Source organism: Xanthomonas sp. NCPPB 1067, assembly GCF_020783795.1.
GTDB classification, from domain to species: domain Bacteria; phylum Pseudomonadota; class Gammaproteobacteria; order Xanthomonadales; family Xanthomonadaceae; genus Xanthomonas; species Xanthomonas melonis.
In genome coordinates this window covers 1-17956 of the sequence record NZ_JAJGQG010000025.1, presented here as the reverse complement: position 1 = coordinate 17956, position 17956 = coordinate 1, and the positions used below count along the sequence as shown (strand labels likewise).

Below are 17956 nucleotides of genomic sequence, written 5' to 3'. Positions count from 1 at the left end.
GGTGTCTTTAGCGACGATCGCCACATCGTCTCGCGCATGCCTCGGTCAGTGGCAGGCGCTGGCGCCTGCTGTGGGCGCTTTTTCCCTGCGTTTGGGCGCCACTCAACGCAGCGCCCGATCCACCGCCTCGCTCATTGCACGCTTGGCGAACAGGAAGTCCCACAGGCTGCCGCCCATCTGCCGCCACAACACCGCCGAGCGCACCGCCGCCAGCAACAGCGCGCGGATCTCCGCGACCACCCCGGCCTGGCCCAGGTAATGCGGGTTGCCCTGCACCATGACCTTGGGGCGCAGATGGCTGATCGTCTGCGCATACAGCCCGCCCAGCGAGCTCAACACATCCGGATGCGCGCTGTCGCCCAGGTGTTGTGCCTGACGCGCCGCTGCATCGATTCCGCTGGAGACCGTGGCCACGGTCGCGTTGTCGCGCACGAAGCGGCGCTCCAGTTGCAACACCGCCAGCGCCAGCCGCGGCAACACCTCGTCCTGGCCCTGGTTGCGAAAGTAGTTGTGCAGCAGGCGCAGGCCGGGCGCCAGGGCCGCGGTCGAGCCGTACACCGCCTCCGGCGAGGCCGCATCGACCCGGAACACGCTGTCCATGGCGGTGCGCACCGTGGCCGCCTCCGAATGCCCGGTCTCGGCGATCCGCCGTACCTGCTGCAGCGCCTGGGCAACGCCGGCCAGCGCCAGCACACGGTGATCCATGGAAACACTCATCAAGCCACACCCTCAGGGGAAAAAGATCCTGCCAGTTGCCGTTCCAGCGGCGCATCGGTGGCGGCAATGACCGCGCCACCCAGGCATTGCTCGCCGTCGTACAGCACCAGCGACTGCCCGGGCGTCACCGCCCGCTGCGGCCGCTCGAAACGCACCTGCACGCTGCCGTCGTCGCGCACCTCCACCGTGCACGGCTCGTCCGGCTGGCGGTAACGCGTCTGCGCAGTGCAGCCGAAGCTGCGCGCCGGTGGTGCACCGGTCACCCAGTGGGCCTGCTCGGACTGCAGCCAGCGCGACTGCAGCAGCGGGCTGTCGCGGTCCTGGTCCACATACAGCACGTTGCTGGCCACGTCCTTACCCACCACGTACCACGGCGCCCCCGCGCGGCCGCGCACGCCGCCGATGTTCAGCCCCTCGCGCTGGCCCAGGGTGAAGTAGAACACCCCGGGGTGCTCGGCGATGCGCTGCCCCTGCGGGTCGCGGATTTCGCCGCTACGCGCAGGCAGGTAGCGGCCCAGGAACTCGCGGAAGTCGCGCTCGCCGATGAAGCAGATGCCGGTGGAATCCTTTTTGGCATGGGTCGGCAGGCCGGCATCCTGGGCAATGCGGCGCAGCGCGCTCTTCTCCAGTTCGCCGATCGGAAACAGCGTTGCGGCCAGTTGGGCCTGCCCGAGCTGGTGCAGGAAGTAGCTCTGGTCCTTGCTGCGGTCGGCGCCGCGCAGCAGGCGCCAGCGTCCACCGGCGTAGGTGACCCGGGCGTAGTGACCGGTGGCGATGCGTTCGGCGCCCAGCGCCTGGGCCGCTTCCAGGAAGTGCTTGAACTTGACCTCGCGGTTGCACAGCACATCCGGGTTCGGCGTCCGCCCGGCCGCGTACTCGGCCAGGAAGTGCTCGAACACGCCGCTCCAGTATTCGCCAGAGAAATCACGGAAATGGAAGGGGATGCCCAGCATCCCGCAGACCGCGACCGCGTCGCGGCGGTCGTCTTCGGCGCGGCAGTCGCCGCTGCCGTCGTCGGCCCAGTTCTGCATGAACAAGCCGGCGATCGACTCGCCCTGCTGCGCCAGTTGCCAGGCCGCCACCGATGAATCCACACCACCGGAGACGCCAACCACGATGCGAGGGGTGCTCATGCGACGTGCCGCACCAAGGCCAGCGGGTGACGCTGCCCGGCCAGGTAATCGGCCAACACGTCCCACACCAGCGGGCTGCGCAGACGCTCGCTGGCGGCGTGCAGTTCTTCCGGCGCCATCCACAGCGCCCGCACCACGCCGGTGTCCAGACTGCGCTCGGGGTGGTGGACGAGCGCATCGGCCGCAAACGCGAAACGCAGGTAGCACTGGCCGGTTGGCGCCAGCCACTGGTAGCTGCCGATGAAGTGGGTCAGCCGCACATCCCAACCGGTCTCTTCCAGGGTCTCGCGCACGGCGGCCTCCTGCAGGCTCTCGTCCGGCTCCAGGTGGCCGGCCGGCTGGTTCAGCAGCAGGCGGCCGCCGATACGTTCTTCGACCTGCAGGAAACGGCCCTCGCGCGCCACCACGGTGGCGACGGTGACATCGGGATGCCAGCGGTGCTGTCGGGCCTTCATCGCCAAGCTCGCTCGTCGGGCAGGTCGCCCCGCGCAGCGCAGGGTATCCGGGCGCTACTGCGGCAGGGGCGGGCGGTACCGCTCCGGAAGCAGCGCGCCGCGCCGGTAAGCGGTCTGGTCGTGGTCGACAGCGCCACCGTCGGCGCGGTCAGGAAATCGGTCATCGAGGGCCAGCGGGAAAATTGGAAGCAAATTGTGCGGGCCGCGGCGCGAATCGTCCAATGCTCGCGGCGTTGAACCGTATAATGCCCGGATGCCTCGCAAGACCTCACACGAACACGATCACGGCCTGACGGTCGAAGCCAGCAAACCTGAAGTGGCGCCACCGCCACGCTATCAGGTGTTGCTGCTGAACGACGACTACACCCCGATGGACTTCGTGGTGACTGTGCTGCAGCAGTTCTTCAACCTCGATCTGGAGCGCGCGACTCAGGTCATGCTGCACGTCCATACCCGCGGACGTGGGGTGTGCGGGGTCTACAGCCGCGAAGTGGCCGAGTCGAAAGTGGCGCAGGTCAACGAATTCTCGCGCATGAACCAGCATCCGCTGCTGTGCACGATGGAGCAGAGCTGACCGCTGGGCGGATCGTTCCAGCAGCGCAACAGTGTGACCGTAATCGCGTGCTAACGCCGTCTGAACATGGCTATCCGATAGGGTTGTGGAAAATCCCGACAAAAGCCGCATATTGTTGGCAACAGCCGTTCGGAGTGACCAATGTTCAGCAAAGACCTAGAGCAAACCATCGGCCAGTGCTACAAGCGGGCACGCGAGGCGCGTCACGAGTTCATGACCGTCGAGCACCTGCTGCTCTCGCTGCTGGACAACCCCTCCGCACAGGCCGTGCTCAAGGCCTGCGGAGCCGATCAGCTGCGTCTGCACAACGATCTCGAACAGGCCATCGAGGCCTCGGTCTCGCGCCTGGCCGAAGACGACGGCCGCGACACCCAGCCGACCCTGGGATTCCAGCGGGTGCTGCAGCGCGCGGTGTACCACGTGCAGTCGTCGGGCAAGAAGGAAGTCACCGGTGCCAATGTGCTGGTGGCGATCTTCGGCGAAAAGGACTCGCACGCCGTGTACTTCCTGAATCAGCAGGACATCACCCGGCTGGATATCGTCAACTACCTGTCCCACGGCATCGCCAAGCTCGGTGAGGACGGCGAGCAGCCGTCCGCGTCCGACGGCGAACCCAAGAGCGAGGGCGGCGAGGGCGAGGGCAAGGGCGATGCCCTCGCCGAGTACGCCACCAATCTCAACGAGCAGGCGCGCAGCGGCAAGATCGATCCGCTGGTGGGGCGTTCCGACGAGATCGAGCGCACCATCCAGGTCCTGTGCCGCCGCCGCAAGAACAACCCGCTGTACGTGGGCGAAGCCGGTGTGGGCAAGACCGCGATCGCCGAAGGCCTGGCCAAGCGCATCGTCGATGCCGACGTGCCGGAGGTATTGGCCGATGCGGTGATCTTCTCGCTCGACCTGGGCGCACTGGTGGCCGGTACCAAGTACCGCGGCGACTTCGAGAAGCGCCTCAAGGGCGTGCTGACCGCGTTGAAGAAGGTGCCCAATGCGGTGCTGTTCATCGACGAAATCCACACCATCATCGGCGCCGGTTCGGCATCGGGCGGCACCATGGATGCCTCCAACCTGATCAAGCCGGCGCTGGCGTCGGGCGAGCTGCGTTGCATCGGCTCCACCACGTTCCAGGAGTACCGCGGCATCTTCGAGAAGGACCGCGCCCTGGCGCGCCGGTTCCAGAAGATCGACATCGTCGAACCGACCGTGGGCGAGACCTTCGAAATCCTGCAGGGTCTCAAGCCCAAGTACGAGGCGCACCACGGCGTCACCTACGCCGACGATGCGTTGCAGGCGGCGGTCGATCTGTCGGTCAAGCACATCGGCGACCGCCTGCTGCCGGACAAGGCCATCGACGTGATCGACGAGGCCGGTGCGCGCCAGCGCCTGTTGCCGGAGGGCAAGCGCAAGGAGTTGATCGACATCGAAGAGATCGAGACCATCGTCGCCAAGATGGCGCGGATTCCTGCCAAGCAGGTCAGCGCGACCGACAAGGACGTGCTGCAGCATCTGGAGCGCAACCTGAAGATGGTGATCTTCGGCCAGAACCCGGCGATCGAGACCCTGGCCGGCTCCATCAAGCTGGCGCGCTCGGGTCTGGCCAATCCGGAAAAGCCGATCGGCAACTTCCTGTTCGCCGGCCCGACCGGCGTCGGCAAGACCGAAGTAACCAAGCAGTTGGCCTTGCAGCTCGGCATCGAGCTGGTGCGCTTCGACATGTCCGAGTACATGGAAGCGCATTCGATCAGCCGCCTGATCGGTGCACCTCCGGGCTACGTCGGCTTCGATCAGGGCGGCCTGCTGACCGAGAAGATCGTAAAGACGCCGCACTGCGTGCTGCTGCTGGACGAGGTTGAAAAGGCGCATCCGGACATCTTCAACATCCTGTTGCAGGTCATGGATCGCGGCATCCTCACCGACACCAACGGACGCGAGGCCAACTTCAAGAACGTGATCCTGGTGATGACCACCAATGCCGGTGCCACCCAGGCGTCGCGTCGGTCGATCGGCTTCACCAAGCAGGATCACTCCACCGATGCGATGGAGTCGATCCGTCGCGGGTTCACCCCGGAGTTCCGCAACCGTCTGGATGCCATCGTGCAGTTCCAGCCGCTGGGCTTCGACCACATCCTGCGCGTGGTGGACAAGTTCATCATCGAGCTGGAAATGCTGCTGCAGGAAAAGCACGTGTCGCTGTCGGCCACGCCAACCGCGCGCGACTGGCTGGCCCAGCATGGTTTCGATCCGCTGATGGGCGCGCGCCCGATGTCGCGGGTGATCCAGGAGAAGATCAAGCGCCCACTCGCCGACGAGCTGCTGTTCGGCAAGTTGGTGGAAGGCGGTCGCGTCAACATCGACGTCAAAGATGGCGAACTGGTGGTGGAGTCGCATCCGGAGCCGGAGCGGCTGCTGCCGGCGACGGTCGACTGATCGCCGCGCTGGATCTTTTACAGCTCGCCTGTCTGAAAAGCCGCTCGAACGAGCGGCTTTTTTGTGTCTGCCTGCACGGGCCGCGCAAGACAAATCGCGGGCACGACAAAAAGCGGCCATGGGCCGCCTTGCGTCTCAGCACCGAACCGCTTACTTCATGCGGTAGGTAATACGGCCCTTGGTGAGGTCGTACGGCGTCATTTCGACCTTGACCCGGTCGCCGGTCAGGATGCGGATATAGTTCTTGCGCATGCGGCCGGAGATGTGGGCGATGATCTCGTGCCCATTTTCCAGCTTGACCCGGAACGTGGTGTTGGGAAGCGTCTCGCTGACGCTGCCTTCGAACTCAATGGAATCGTCTTTCGACATGTAATCCTGTGCAATCACGGCTGGCCCGGCAGGGCCGTAAGGGACGGCATTTTACGCGCCATCTCCCCGTGGCGCAAATTTTATGTTAAGCGAGCCTCACAAAGCTCACGCGCCGGGAGCTCGTCGTATTGCGCCGCCCAGCTGCCCGCCGGCTCCGGCTGGGCGACCTGATGCTGCACGCGCTGCAGGAAGTCCGCACGTGCCAGACGTTCGGCTCCCAGGCTCAGCAGGTGCGGGTTTTCCACCTGCGCATCGAGCAGCGGCCACCCGCGGGCATGCAGGTGGGCGGCCAACGCGGCCAGCGCCACCTTGGAGCCGCCGCTCACCGCGCTGAACATGCTTTCGCCAAAGAACATCCGGCCGATCGCCACGCCATAGATGCCGCCCACCAGGCGCGCGCCGTCGAATACTTCCATCGAATGCGCATGTCCAAGACGGTGCAGCCGCAGGTAAGCCCGCTGCATGGCGAGGGTGATCCAGGTGCCATCCTGGCCGGCGCGCGGAATCGCCGCGCAGGCGGTGATCACCTGCTCGAACGCAGTGTCGGCGCGGACGGTCCAGGTACTGTTGCGCAGCTGACGCCTGAAGCGCGAGGACAGCCGCACGCCGTCGGTACGGAACACCATGCGCGGGTCCGGGCTCCACCACAGGATCGGCTGGCCATCGGAAAACCACGGGAAGACGCCGTGCGCATAAGCATTGAGCAGTCGGGGTGCCGACAGATCGCCACCGACCGCCAGCAGGCCGTCGGGTTCGCGCAGCGCCTGCTCGGCGGGCGGAAACGGCGCCGCGGGATCGGCGGCGAGCAGGAAGGGGATAGGGCGCGACATGGGATGAGTGTAAAGCCCTGTCCGCAGCTCGCGGCTGCGGGGGCGTCTTTGCCCAGCGCCCGCGATATCTTTGAGCTACCGCATGAGGTCAATCGCGGAACGGGCTGTGTTCGGCCAGCTCGCGGGCGTGCTGGGCCACCGCCAGGCGCTCGTCCGCGCACCACTGCGCCAAAGGGGCGCGAAAATCCGGATCGGCGATCCAGTGGCGGCTGCGCACCAGGCTGGGCAGGAAGCCGCGGGCGATCTTGTGCTGGCCCTGCGCGCCGGGCTCGAAACGGCGCAGCCCCTGTTGCAGACAGTACTCCAGCCCTTGGTAGTAGCAGGTCTCGAAGTGCAGGCCGGGCAGGGCCTGGCCGCCCCAGTAGCGCCCGTACAAGGTCTCCTGACCGCGCAGACACAGCGCGCCGGCGATGGGCCGGCCATCGAGGTCGGCCAGGAACATCACCAACTGGCGCGGCATGGCCGTCGCCAGATGCTGCAGGAACTGCGGCGTCAGCGCCGGCGAGTTGCCGTATTCGTTGAAGGTCTTGAGATAGAAGCCATACATCGCCGCCAGATCGTCCTGGCTGGCTTCGTCGCCGTGAACCACACGCATCCGGATCCCGGCACGCTGCACCTTGGCGCGCTCCTGGCGGATGTTCTTGCGCCGTTTATGGTCCATCGCAGCGAGGAATGCCTCGAAGTCGGTCCAGCCGGCGTCGTTGTGCCAGTGGTACTGCAGGTCGTTGCGTTCCAGCCAGTCGGCATCGAAGGCGTCGTCTTCCTCGGCCCGGTGGAAGTTCACGTGCGCCGAGGACAGGCCGCTACGCTCCACCAGCGCGCGCATCGCCGCCAGCAGGTGGGGGCGCCACCTGGGTTCTCCCAGCAGGCGTGGCCCGGTCACGGGCGAGTAGGGCACCCCACACAGCCACTTGGGGAAGTACTCCTGCCCGTAACGCGCATACGCATGCGCCCAGGCGTGGTCGAAGACGAATTCGCCGTGCGAGTTGTTCTTCAGATAGCCCGGCGCCGCGGCGACCAGGGTGTCGCCCTCCCACAGCGTCAGGTGCAGCGGGCTCCAGCCCCAGTCCGGGCGCAGGCAGCCTTCGCGTTCAAGGCCTTGCAGAAACGCGTCGCTGACGAAGGGGTGCGTGCCATCGTGCAGCGCATCCCAGGCGCCGGCCGGCAGTTCGTCCAGGCGGCGGCACCAGCGGGCGGTGGCGCTCATGCGTTGGGTCCGTGGGACATGCCGACCGCGCAGCGCGGCCGGCGGTCGGCAGCCATCTCAGACGCCCTTGTCGAGGTAGCGCTCGGCATCCAGGGCGGCCATGCAGCCGAAGCCGGCCGAGGTGATCGCCTGGCGGTAATGCTGGTCGGCGACGTCGCCGGCGGCGAACACGCCGGCCACCGAGGTTTCGGTCGCCGCGCCGTTGAGGCCCGAGCGGATCTCCAGGTAGCCGTTGTTCATGGCCAGCTGGCCATCGAACAACTGCGTGTTGGGGTGATGACCGATGGCCACGAAGAAGCCGTGCGCATCGATGTCGCGGGTGCTGCCGTCGAGGGTGGATTTGACTCGCACGCCGGTCACGCCGGCATCGTTGCCCAATACCTCGTCCACCGCGTGGTGCCAGACCGTCTCGATCTTGCCGGCGGCGACCTTGGCGAACAGCTTGTCCTGCATGATCTTCTCCGCGCGCAGGGTGTCGCGGCGATGGACCAGGTAGACCTTGCGGGCGATGTTGGACAGGTACAGCGCTTCTTCCACGGCCGTGTTGCCGCCGCCGACCACCACCACGTCCTGGTCCTTGTAGAAGAACCCGTCGCAGGTGGCGCAGGCGGACACGCCACGCCCCTTGAAGGCTTCCTCGGTGGGAATGCCCAGGTATTTGGCGGTGGCGCCGGTGGCGATGATCAGCGCGTCGCAGGTGTATTCGGCGCTATCGCCGATCAGCCGGAACGGCCGCTGCGACAGGTCGGCGGTGTGGATGTGGTCGAAGACGACCTCGGTCTCGAAGCGCTCTGCGTGCGCCTGCATGCGGGTCATCAGGTCCGGGCCCATCAGGCCATGCGGGTCGCCCGGCCAGTTGTCCACTTCGGTGGTGGTCATCAGCTGGCCGCCTTGTTGCAGCCCGGTGATGACCACCGGCTTGAGATTGGCGCGGGCGGCATATACCGCGGCGGTCCAGCCGGCCGGGCCGGAACCCAGGATCAGCAGGCGGGAATGCTTGGCGGAACTGGCAGAAGAGGCGCTCATGTATACTCGCGATCTAGGAATTGATGGGGTTGGCGCAGGTCGATCGCGCCCCCCGTGGCGGCATAGAGTGGCGGTCCCCACCCGGTGAATCAAGGCGGCGCGATGGAACTGGTTGAACCGCAGATGGCATGGTTGCCCCACCTTGCGTGTCCGACGCCGCCTTGCGCGGCGTTTTTCGTTGGCGGCGACGTGCCGCGGCAACCGCTGCTCGCCCGACTGCTGTAACCGCAGCCGCAGTCGTTTATTATCAAACACTAACAGCATTTTTCTAAGGTCTGGCTACAGGTGGCAAAGCAGGTTCCCGAACGCAGCAAGCCCGCAGAGGGCAAAGCCTCGCCGCGCAAGACGGCGGCGGCTGACAACCCGCGCCGGCAGAAGCTCTGGCGCGATCTGGCATTGATCGCGGTGGCGCCGCTGCTGCTGTACCTGCTGGCCAGCCTGTTCACCTATTCGGCCACCGATCCGGGCTGGTCGCGTACCGGCAATCTGGTCGCGCCGATCCACAACATGGGCGGCCGCTTCGGCGCCATGGCGGCGGACGTGCTGCTGCAGCTGTTCGGTTACGTGGCGTTCCTGCTGCCGGTGATCCTGGGCGCGGTGGCCTGGATCGCGCTGATCGGCGATCGCGAGGAGCAGAGCCAGAGCGATCTCGGCCCTGCGCTGCGGCTGGTCGGCATGGTGGGCTTCCTGATCTCCTCGACCGGCTTTCTGCACCTTCGCCTGTTTCATGGCGAGGTTGCCGAGGCTGGCGGCATCCTCGGCAAGCTGGTCAGCGGCTCGCTCAGTTCCGGCTTCGGCGCCCTGGGCGCGAACCTGTTCGTGGTGGTGCTGCTGCTGGTGTCGGTCACGCTGGCCACCGGTCTGTCGTGGTTCGCGGTGATGGAGCGCATCGGCAAGTGGGTACTGGCGCTGGGGCCGCTGCTGCAGCGCAAGACCCACCAGGCCAGCGAATGGCAGCAGACCCGGGTGATGCGCGAGGAGCGCGAGGAGGTGCGCAAGGTCGATGCGGTCAAGCAGGCCAAGCGCGAGCCGGTGAAGATCGAGCCGCCACCGGCACCGGTGGTGGAAAAGAGCGAGCGCGCCAAGCGCGACACCCAGATCCCGATGTTCCAGGGCGTCAGCACCGACGGTTCGGACCTGCCGCCGTTGGCGCTGCTGGACGACCCCAAACCGCAGGCCAAGGGCTATTCGGAAGAAACCCTGGAAACGCTGTCGCGGCAGATCGAATTCAAGCTCAAGGATTTCCGCATCGAGGCGCAGGTGGTCGGGGCCTATCCGGGCCCGGTGATCACCCGCTTCGAAATCGAGCCGGCGCCGGGCATCAAGGTCAGCCAGATCAGCTCGCTGGACAAGGACATCGCGCGCGGGCTGTCGGTCAAGTCGGTGCGTGTGGTCGATGTCATCCCGGGCAAGTCGGTGATCGGCCTGGAGATCCCGAATGTCACCCGCGAGATGATCTTCCTGTCTGAGCTGCTGCGTTCCAAGGAATACGACAAGTCGGCCAGCCCGCTGACGCTGGCGCTGGGCAAGGACATCGCCGGCCGCCCGACGGTGGCCGATCTGGCGCGCATGCCGCACCTGCTGGTGGCCGGTACCACTGGCTCGGGCAAGTCGGTAGCCGTCAATGCGATGGTGTTGAGCCTGCTGTTCAAGGCCTCGCACAAGGAACTGCGGATGCTGATGATCGACCCGAAGATGCTCGAGCTGAGCGTCTACCAGGGTATTCCGCATTTGCTGGCGCCGGTGGTCACCGACATGAAGGAGGCCGCCAACGGCCTGCGCTGGTGCGTGGCCGAGATGGAGCGCCGCTACAAGCTGATGAGTGCGGTGGGCGTGCGCAACCTGGCCGGCTTCAACAAGAAGGTCAAGGACGCCATCGATGCCGGCCAGCCGCTGATGGACCCGCTGTTCAAGCCCAACCCGGAACTGGGCGAGGCGCCGCGGCCGCTGGAAACGCTGCCGTTCATCGTGATCTTCATCGACGAATTCGCCGACATGATGATGATCGTCGGCAAGAAGGTCGAAGAGCTCATCGCGCGCCTGGCACAGAAGGCGCGTGCGGCAGGCATCCACCTGATCCTGGCCACCCAGCGGCCGTCGGTGGACGTGATCACCGGTTTGATCAAGGCCAACATCCCGACCCGCGTGGCGTTCCAGGTCAGCTCCAAGATCGATTCGCGCACCATCCTGGACCAGTCCGGCGCCGAGGCGCTGCTGGGCAACGGCGACATGCTGTACCTGCCGCCGGGCACGGCGCTGCCGGACCGCGTGCACGGCGCCTTCGTCAGCGACGAGGAAGTGCACCGCGTGGTCGAGCACCTCAAGGCCAGCGGGCCGGTGTCCTATGTCGAAGGCGTGCTGGACGAAGTGCAGACCATGGGCGATGGCACCGTGGTCGGCGCCACCGGCCTGCCGGAAAGCAGCAGCGGCGGCGGCGACGAGTCGGACCCGTTGTACGACGAGGCACTACGCATCGTCACCGAGACCCGGCGCGCGTCGATTTCCGGCGTGCAGCGGCGCTTGAAGATCGGCTACAACCGCGCCGCGCGCCTGATCGAAGCGATGGAGGCGGCCGGCGTGGTCAGCCCGCCCGAGCACAACGGCGACCGCAGCGTACTGGCGCCACCGCCGCCGAAGTAGGCGGCGCGACGCAGGCGAATCCGCTCGCCCGCGGCGTGCGCGGTTCGCAGCCGGTTCGCGCGGTGGCACGCTCCTGGCCGGCGAGGCGTTCGGCCTTGTCGGCCGAGTGCGGGACACCCGCTGCGACGGTGACGCCCGACGACGCGCGCCGGCATCGGAAGGGGGGGCGGGCGCATCGATGCGCCGTTGTTGGAAGTCCATGCCTGTCATTGCCGGACGCAACGGCTACCCTGTCGGGCAAGTGCCGCTCCGGCTCATCCCGATCGAGACCCATGTTGCATCGACCTTTGTTGTTGCTCGCGCTGTTGTTCTGTGTGCCGCCGCTGGCCAAGGCCCAGCAGCAGGTCGCGCCTGCCGGGGCCGCAGCGCGCCCACAGGCCGACACCAACTACAGTTTCGTGCGCTATCGCGCCGATTACGAGGTGCGCGCCGACGCCAGCAGCGTGGAGACCGACGAATACGAGATCCTGCTCAAGACCAAATCGGCGGTGGAGCAGTTCAGCCAGGTGCGGCTGAGTTATAGCGAGAAAATGGAGACCCTCGAGGTGCTGGCGGCCTACACCGTCACTGCCGAAGGGCTGCGCCAGGACGTGGCGAGCGACAAGATCTACACCCAGGAAAGCTATTCCAGCGCCTCGGCGGCGATGTATGCCGACCGCAAGGTCAAGGTGGTGGTGTTCCCGAACCTGGCACCGGGCGCGCGCATCGTCTACCGCGTGCGACGGGCGCAGAACACCCCGTATTTCCCCGGTTATTTCAGCCTGTGGGAGACCTTCAGCGTGTTCGCGCAGTACGACGATGCAGTGGTCACCCTGGTGGCGCCGAAGTCGCTGCCGATGCATCTGTCGGTGCGCGGGCTGCAGGGCGGCAGTAAACCGGTGGTGCGGGGCGACCAGGCGCGCTGGGAATGGCACTATCGACGCAGCGCGCCGATGAAGAACCAGAACTGGAGCGCGGCGACCTGGGAGTTCAGCCCGACCCTGATGGCCAGCACCTTCGACAGCTGGTCGCAGATGGGCCTGGCCTACCATGTCAAGGGCGGGCGCGCCGCCGCGGTCACACCGGCGATCCAGGCCCTGGCCGACCAGGTGACCGACGGCCTCGAAGACCCACGCGCACAGGCGGCTGCCCTGTATCACTGGGTGGCGCGCAACATCCGCTACGTGGCGGTGTATCTGGGCAATGGTGGGCTGGAGCCCAACAGTGCCGACAGCATCCTGACCAACCACTACGGCGACTGCAAGGATCACACGGTGATCCTGGAGGCGCTGCTGGCTGCCAAGGGCATTGCCAGCACGCCGGTGCTGATCGGCGCCGAAGGCGGGCCGACCCTGCCGCCGATTCCGGTGCTGGGACGCTTCAACCACGCCATCACCTACATTCCGGCCTTCGATCTCTATCTCGATTCGACCAATCCCTACGCGCGTTTCGGTCAACTGCCGGCCAGCGACCTCGGTGCGCCCGTGGTGCATACCCGCGACGGCAAGCTCACCTACACGCCGCCCAACGACCGCAAGGTCAATCGCTATGTTGCGCGCACCGAATATCGCTTCACTCCGCAGGGCGGCTTGCAGGGGCTGACCACCCTGGACAGCGGGCAGACCGGGGAAGTGGGCCTGCGTGCGATGTTCGTGCAGCTCAATGCACAGAACCGCAATCGCATCGAGGAGTCCATCATTGCCCAATCCGGCTTCGTGGGGACCGGCGATCTGCTGATCCAGGGCGACCCGCTGAACCTGGGGGCGCCATTCAATTACCGCTACAGCTTCAAGGCCGACGACGCGGTGGATTTCTCGGTGGTCGGCGGCATGACCCTGCCGGACATGCCCGGCGCCGAGTCCACGCGGGCGATCTATACCACCACCTCTGCCGAAGACAACCTGACGCCGTTCTACTGCAACGACAGCGTGCGTGAGGAAACCTACGTGGTGAGCTTCCCGGACACGGTGCCCATTATCGCGATCCCGCGCAGCAGCCGCTTCCGGAACGCCGCCGGCGAATACGCGGTGGAGTGGACGCGGCAGGGGCAGACGGTCACCGCCGTGCATCGGCTGCAACGCGCGGCCATCCGCGGCCCGCAAGCGCTTTGCCAGCCGCAGGACTACCGCGCATTCCGCGAGCTCTACCAGCAGGTGCGGCGCGGCTTTCGCGGTCAGATCGTCTACGGCGATCTGGGCAAGGTGCAAACGGCGCAATGAAGAGACAGGCGGCCATCCCGATGCATGAACGCCTGCATGCGACAGCGCTCGCCCATTCATCCATGAAGGATCAGAATTGGCGCAGTCCTTTCTGGAAGACCGCGATGCATCGCCAGCTCCGTTACGCCATCCTCGCCACCGCCCTGTTCGCCGGCACCGCAGTCGCCGGCGCACGTCAGGAGCTGGATACCTTCACCCGTGGGCTGAAGGGATTGGACGGCCAGTTCAACCAGCAGGTCAGCGATGCCAATGGCCGGGTCAAGGAGCGCTCCAGTGGGCGGGTGGCGTTGTCGGCGCCACGCCTGTTCCGGTGGGAGTACGCCAAGCCGTACCGGCAGCTGATCGTGGCCGATGGCCGGAAGGTCTGGGTGTTCGATCCCGACCTGGAGCAGGTGACCGTGCGCGCGCAGGGCAGCGAGGAGCAGAACAGCCCGCTGGTCGCGCTGATCGACCCGGCACGCCTGGACAAGCAATACGATGTCAGCGAGGAAGCCGCGCCGCGCGACGGGCTGCAATGGCTGTCGCTGACGCCCAAGGTCGATACCGAGGCCAGCTTCCAGATGGCCTCGCTGGGTTTTGGCAAGGACGGCCTGGCCAGGATGGAAGTGGTGGATGCGGTGGGGCAGCGCACCGCGATCAGCTTCAGCGGCTGGAAGCGCAATCCGGCATTCGCGGCGGATACCTTCCGTTACACGCCGGGCAAGGGTGTGGACGTGGTCGGCGACGCGCAATAAGCCATTGCTTGCAGCAAGCGTGCAGCCAACGGCCTCGTTCGCAGAAGGCCGCTGGCGGACGCGATACAATGGCACGTGGCACGAACCAAGCCCCCCATCGCTCCCGAAACCGATCTGCTCAGCGTAGATGCCGAGCATCTGCGTCCGCTGGCCGAGCGCATGCGTCCACGCACGCTGGACGAGATGGTGGGGCAGAAGCGGCTGCTGACGCCGCAGAGCGCGCTGCGCCGCGCGGTGGAGTCCGGGCGGGTGCATTCGATGATCCTGTGGGGCCCGCCCGGGTGCGGCAAGACCACCCTGGCGCTATTGCTCGCCCAGTATGCCGATGCCGAATTCAAGGCCATCTCTGCGGTGCTGTCCGGGCTGCCCGACGTGCGGCAGGTGCTGGCCGAGGCCGCGCAGCGGTTCGCCGGCGGTCGTCGCACCGTGCTGTTCGTCGACGAGGTGCACCGCTTCAACAAGGCGCAGCAGGATGCCTTCCTGCCGCATATCGAGCGCGGCACCATCCTGTTCGTCGGTGCCACCACTGAAAATCCATCGTTCGAGTTGAATTCCGCATTGCTGTCGCGTTGCCGCGTGCACGTGCTGGAATCGGTCTCGCCGCAGGACATCGTCGAAGCGCTCCAGCGTGCCTTGCACGACCCCGAGCGCGGGCTGGGTCAGGAGCCCCTTCGGGTCTCGGACGCCTCGCTGCTGGAAATCGCCAGCGCTGCCGACGGCGACGTGCGGCGTGCACTGACCCTGCTGGAGATCGCCGCCGAACTGGCGACCGGCGAGGGCGGGGAGATCACTCCGCAGACCCTGCTGCAGGTGCTGGCCGATCGCACCCGCCGCTTCGACAAGAGCGGCGAGCAGTTCTACGACCAGATCTCGGCATTGCACAAATCCGTACGCAGTTCCAATCCGGACGCGGCGCTGTACTGGTTGACGCGCATGCTCGACGGCGGCTGCGATCCGGCTTACCTGGCGCGGCGGCTGACCCGCATGGCGATCGAAGACATAGGCTTGGCCGACCCGCGCGCGCAAAGCATGGCGCTTGAGGCCTGGGACATCTATGAACGGCTGGGCAGCCCGGAGGGCGAACTGGCGTTCGCGCAACTGGTGCTGTACCTGGCAAGCACCGCCAAATCCAATGCGGGCTACGCTGCCTTCAATCAGGCCAAGGCCGAGGTGCGTGCCACCGGCACGCAGGAGGTGCCGATGCACCTGCGCAACGCGCCGACCAAGCTGATGAAGACGCTGGGCTACGGCCAGGATTACCAGTACGACCACGATGCCGAGGATGGCATCGCGTTGGACCAGACCGGTTTCCCGGACGCGATGGGCGAGCAGGTCTATTACCACCCGGTGCCGCGAGGGCTGGAAATCAAGCTCAAGGAAAAGCTCGATCGCTTGCGCGAGGCGCGAGCACAGGCGCGGGCCGACAAGGCACGCAAACCCATCGCATGATCGGCAGGCCAGCGGATGCCATTACTTCTAGAATCGCGCGCATCTGCACGCCGACGATGCCTGCGGCCAGTCGTGTCGGTGCGGCTGGTGCATGCTCCGGTCCCGTGTCTGGATCCAGGATGATGCTGCCGAGGTCGCAACGCGTTTCTTTCAGCATTCCAATGGCCGATAGCGGAGCGCAGGCATGAATGCCCCGGTGTGGTGGCAGCAATTGTTATTGGCGATGGCCGGTGGCGCGTTGGGATCCGGGCTGCGTTTTGCGATCGGCGCCTCGCTGTTGCAGCGCTTCGGAACGGGGTTCCCGTGGGGCACGCTGGCGGTCAACCTGCTCGGGTCCTTCGTCGCAGGGGTCTTGCTGGTCTGGCTGGATGCCCGCGGGCCAGCGAGCTGGCCGCTGCGGGCGCTGCTGATCGTGGGCGTGATCGGCGGGTTGACCACATTTTCATCGTTGATGATGGAGTGCCTGGTCTTCGCCCGCAGCGATCGCTCCATGCTGATCGGCATCTATCTGGCCGTGACGTTGGTGGCCGGGCTGGCCCTGGTATTTGCCGGCGCACGTGCCGGGCACTGGCTGGTTGCGCGGTAGGTCGTTGTCCTCCGGCGGTCGCCGGGAGCTGCAATCTGCGTATAGCGAGGTCCTGCCGCGCCGGGACGTGCGCGACGGTTGTTCCGGGATTCCACGTGCAATCGCAGCAGCACCGATACCGACGTGGTGCTGCCTTGGATGGCAGCGATCAGATGGGTGCATCGCCGACGTGTGGGGGGTGTCCCACGCCATGCGAGCTCACGTGTGTGTCGCAGCCGGCCAGCGCCGGCCGTTCCCCTGGCCTGTGAATGGCAGAAGGCGTGCTTTCGCACGCCCCCGTCGACGACCTGGATGGCATGGCGGGACCGGCGCGGCGGCCGATCCCGCATTGGGGACTCACAGGGCTTCGATGATCCCTGCCGCGCCCATGCCGGTGCCGATGCACATGGTGACCATGCCGTACTTCTGCTGGCGGCGGCGCAGGCCGTGCACCAGGGTGGCGGCACGGATCGCGCCGGTCGCGCCCAGCGGGTGGCCCAGCGCGATGGCGCCGCCCAGTGGATTGACCTTGGACGGATCCAGCTCGCTGTCGCGGATCACCGCCAGCGCCTGGGCGGCAAAGGCTTCGTTGAGTTCGATCCAGTCCAGCTGGTCCTTGCTCAGGCCGGCTTGCTTGAGCGCCTTGGGAATCGCCGCGATCGGACCGATGCCCATCACTTCCGGGCGCACGCCGGCGACCGAGAAGCTGACGAACCGCGCCAGCGGGGTCAGGCCGTAATCCTTGATCGCTTGCTCGGAGGCCAGCAACACTGCACCGGCGCCATCGCTCATCTGCGAAGAATTGCCGGCAGTGACGCTGCCGCCGAACTGGCCGTTGCGGAACACCGGGCGCAGCTTGGCCAGACCTTCGAGCGAGCTGTCCGGACGTGGACCTTCGTCGGTATCGACCAGGCGCTTGCGCAGCGCGATCGCATTGCCGGCCAGGTCCGGCTGATGCGAGAGGATTTCGTACGGGGTGATCTCGTCGCGGAACTCGCCAGCGGCGATCGCGGCGATCGCCTTCTGGTGCGAGGCCAGCGCGAAGGCATCCTGATCCTCGCGCGACACCTTCCACTCCTCGGCCACCTTCTCGGCGGTGATGCCCATGCCGTAGGCAATGGCGACATGGTCGTCGGCGAATACGCTCGGCGACATCGCAACCTTGTTGCCCATCATCGGCACCATCGACATCGACTCGGTGCCGCCGGCCAGCATCAGGTCGGCATTGCCCAGACGGATCTGGTCGGCGGCCATCGCCACCGCCTGGATACCGGACGAACAGAAGCGGTTGATGGTCTGGCCGGCGACCGAGTTCGGCAGGCCGGCCAGCAGCACGCCGATGCGCGCCACGTTCATGCCTTGCTCGCCTTCGGGCATGGCGCAGCCGATGATGGCATCGTCGATGCGTGAGGGATCGATGCCCGGCGCCTGCGCGACGACGGCGCGCAGCACATGCGCGAGCATGTCGTCGGGACGGGTATTGCGGAACACGCCCTTGGGCGCCTTGCCGACCGGGGTACGGGTGGCGGCGACGATGTAGGCTTCTTGGATCTGTCGGGTCATGGGATGGGTCTCGAATGGCTGGGAGAGTGCTTGTTCGGGGCCCGGGGCCCGGGACCCGGGACCCGGAAGGTA

Annotated in this window: 15 protein-coding genes; 7 read left to right on the top strand and 8 right to left on the bottom strand. The window is 66.5% G+C overall.

All coding sequences use genetic code 11. The features are described from left to right. Window positions 1-102: 102 nt before the first annotated feature. The 3 genes from hflD to LL962_RS16325 are packed head-to-tail and all read right to left on the bottom strand — an operon-like array spanning window position 103 to window position 2305. A complete protein-coding gene (gene hflD / locus LL962_RS16335; protein ID WP_104587143.1) occupies window positions 103-717 on the bottom strand; it encodes a high frequency lysogenization protein HflD in 615 nt (204 codons plus the stop codon). Continuing rightward, window positions 717-1850 (bottom strand): tRNA 2-thiouridine(34) synthase MnmA, encoded by a 1134-nt coding sequence (gene mnmA / locus LL962_RS16330; protein ID WP_228317651.1) that lies wholly within the window; start codon window positions 1848-1850, stop codon window positions 717-719. The genes hflD and mnmA overlap by 1 nt, the downstream gene beginning before the upstream one ends. Next, window positions 1847-2305 (bottom strand): NUDIX hydrolase, encoded by a 459-nt coding sequence (locus tag LL962_RS16325; protein WP_228317650.1) that lies wholly within the window; start codon window positions 2303-2305, stop codon window positions 1847-1849. Before LL962_RS16325 ends, mnmA begins: the two co-directional genes overlap by 4 nt. Window positions 2306-2558: 253 nt before the next feature. Here LL962_RS16325 and clpS point away from each other — a divergent pair, with 253 nt between their 5' ends. Then, a complete protein-coding gene (clpS, locus tag LL962_RS16320; protein WP_029219836.1) occupies window positions 2559-2879 on the top strand; it encodes an ATP-dependent Clp protease adapter ClpS in 321 nt (106 codons plus the stop codon). Between the two features lie 141 nt (window positions 2880-3020). Then, window positions 3021-5303 (top strand): ATP-dependent Clp protease ATP-binding subunit ClpA, encoded by a 2283-nt coding sequence (gene clpA, locus LL962_RS16315; protein ID WP_228317649.1) that lies wholly within the window; start codon window positions 3021-3023, stop codon window positions 5301-5303. 150 nt (window positions 5304-5453) lie between these two features. Here the strand turns inward: clpA and infA are convergent, their stop codons facing one another. The 4 genes from infA to trxB form a co-directional block, all read right to left on the bottom strand. Next, complete coding sequence (gene infA, locus LL962_RS16310) at window positions 5454-5672, bottom strand: translation initiation factor IF-1 (protein ID WP_002813418.1); 219 nt, start codon at window positions 5670-5672, stop codon at window positions 5454-5456. Window positions 5673-5752: 80 nt separating this feature from the next. Further along, window positions 5753-6502 carry a leucyl/phenylalanyl-tRNA--protein transferase gene (gene aat / locus LL962_RS16305; RefSeq protein WP_228317648.1) on the bottom strand — a complete coding sequence of 250 codons (750 nt, stop codon included), beginning with the start codon at window positions 6500-6502 and terminating at the stop codon, window positions 5753-5755. An 88-nt stretch (window positions 6503-6590) separates the two neighbouring features. Next, the gene (locus LL962_RS16300) at window positions 6591-7709 is read right to left on the bottom strand and encodes a GNAT family N-acetyltransferase (protein WP_104587138.1); all 1119 of its coding nucleotides are present in this window, start codon (window positions 7707-7709) and stop codon (window positions 6591-6593) included. Between the two features lie 57 nt (window positions 7710-7766). Then, window positions 7767-8735: a thioredoxin-disulfide reductase gene (trxB, locus tag LL962_RS16295; RefSeq protein WP_104587137.1), complete on the bottom strand. Its 969-nt coding sequence runs from the start codon at window positions 8733-8735 to the stop codon at window positions 7767-7769. Window positions 8736-9020: 285 nt separating this feature from the next. Between trxB and LL962_RS16290 the strand changes: the two genes are divergently transcribed. The 5 genes from LL962_RS16290 (at window position 9021) to crcB (ending at window position 16342) form a co-directional block, all read left to right on the top strand. Continuing rightward, a complete protein-coding gene (locus LL962_RS16290) occupies window positions 9021-11375 on the top strand; it encodes a DNA translocase FtsK (RefSeq protein WP_228317647.1) in 2355 nt (784 codons plus the stop codon). A gap of 272 nt (window positions 11376-11647) precedes the next feature. Continuing rightward, window positions 11648-13573 (top strand): DUF3857 domain-containing transglutaminase family protein, encoded by a 1926-nt coding sequence (locus LL962_RS16285; RefSeq protein WP_228317646.1) that lies wholly within the window; start codon window positions 11648-11650, stop codon window positions 13571-13573. A gap of 62 nt (window positions 13574-13635) precedes the next feature. Continuing rightward, complete coding sequence (lolA, locus tag LL962_RS16280) at window positions 13636-14307, top strand: outer membrane lipoprotein chaperone LolA (RefSeq protein ID WP_167395303.1); 672 nt, start codon at window positions 13636-13638, stop codon at window positions 14305-14307. 159 nt (window positions 14308-14466) lie between these two features. Next, complete coding sequence (locus tag LL962_RS16275) at window positions 14467-15756, top strand: replication-associated recombination protein A (protein ID WP_255626381.1); 1290 nt, start codon at window positions 14467-14469, stop codon at window positions 15754-15756. A gap of 184 nt (window positions 15757-15940) precedes the next feature. Continuing rightward, window positions 15941-16342, top strand: coding sequence for a fluoride efflux transporter CrcB (gene crcB, locus LL962_RS16270; RefSeq protein WP_104587133.1), 402 nt, complete (start codon window positions 15941-15943; stop codon window positions 16340-16342). Between the two features lie 336 nt (window positions 16343-16678). On the opposite strand, the gene LL962_RS16265 is transcribed toward crcB, so the two are convergent. Next, a complete protein-coding gene (locus tag LL962_RS16265) occupies window positions 16679-17884 on the bottom strand; it encodes an acetyl-CoA C-acyltransferase (protein WP_104587132.1) in 1206 nt (401 codons plus the stop codon). Between the last annotated feature and the right edge of the window lie 72 nt (window positions 17885-17956).

Coding starts and splice junctions, on each gene's coding strand:
- LL962_RS16265 (WP_104587132.1), bottom strand. CDS start 17,884: ATGACCCGACAGATCCAAGAAGCCTACATCGTCGCCGCCACCCGTACC.
- LL962_RS16285 (WP_228317646.1), top strand. CDS start 11,648: ATGTTGCATCGACCTTTGTTGTTGCTCGCGCTGTTGTTCTGTGTGCCG.
- LL962_RS16300 (WP_104587138.1), bottom strand. CDS start 7,709: ATGAGCGCCACCGCCCGCTGGTGCCGCCGCCTGGACGAACTGCCGGCC.
- LL962_RS16275 (WP_255626381.1), top strand. CDS start 14,467: ATGCGTCCACGCACGCTGGACGAGATGGTGGGGCAGAAGCGGCTGCTG.
- LL962_RS16325 (WP_228317650.1), bottom strand. CDS start 2,305: ATGAAGGCCCGACAGCACCGCTGGCATCCCGATGTCACCGTCGCCACC.
- trxB (WP_104587137.1), bottom strand. CDS start 8,735: ATGAGCGCCTCTTCTGCCAGTTCCGCCAAGCATTCCCGCCTGCTGATC.
- mnmA (WP_228317651.1), bottom strand. CDS start 1,850: ATGAGCACCCCTCGCATCGTGGTTGGCGTCTCCGGTGGTGTGGATTCA.
- clpA (WP_228317649.1), top strand. CDS start 3,021: ATGTTCAGCAAAGACCTAGAGCAAACCATCGGCCAGTGCTACAAGCGG.
- aat (WP_228317648.1), bottom strand. CDS start 6,502: ATGTCGCGCCCTATCCCCTTCCTGCTCGCCGCCGATCCCGCGGCGCCG.
- hflD (WP_104587143.1), bottom strand. CDS start 717: ATGAGTGTTTCCATGGATCACCGTGTGCTGGCGCTGGCCGGCGTTGCC.
- infA (WP_002813418.1), bottom strand. CDS start 5,672: ATGTCGAAAGACGATTCCATTGAGTTCGAAGGCAGCGTCAGCGAGACG.
- lolA (WP_167395303.1), top strand. CDS start 13,636: ATGAAGGATCAGAATTGGCGCAGTCCTTTCTGGAAGACCGCGATGCAT.
- crcB (WP_104587133.1), top strand. CDS start 15,941: ATGAATGCCCCGGTGTGGTGGCAGCAATTGTTATTGGCGATGGCCGGT.
- clpS (WP_029219836.1), top strand. CDS start 2,559: ATGCCTCGCAAGACCTCACACGAACACGATCACGGCCTGACGGTCGAA.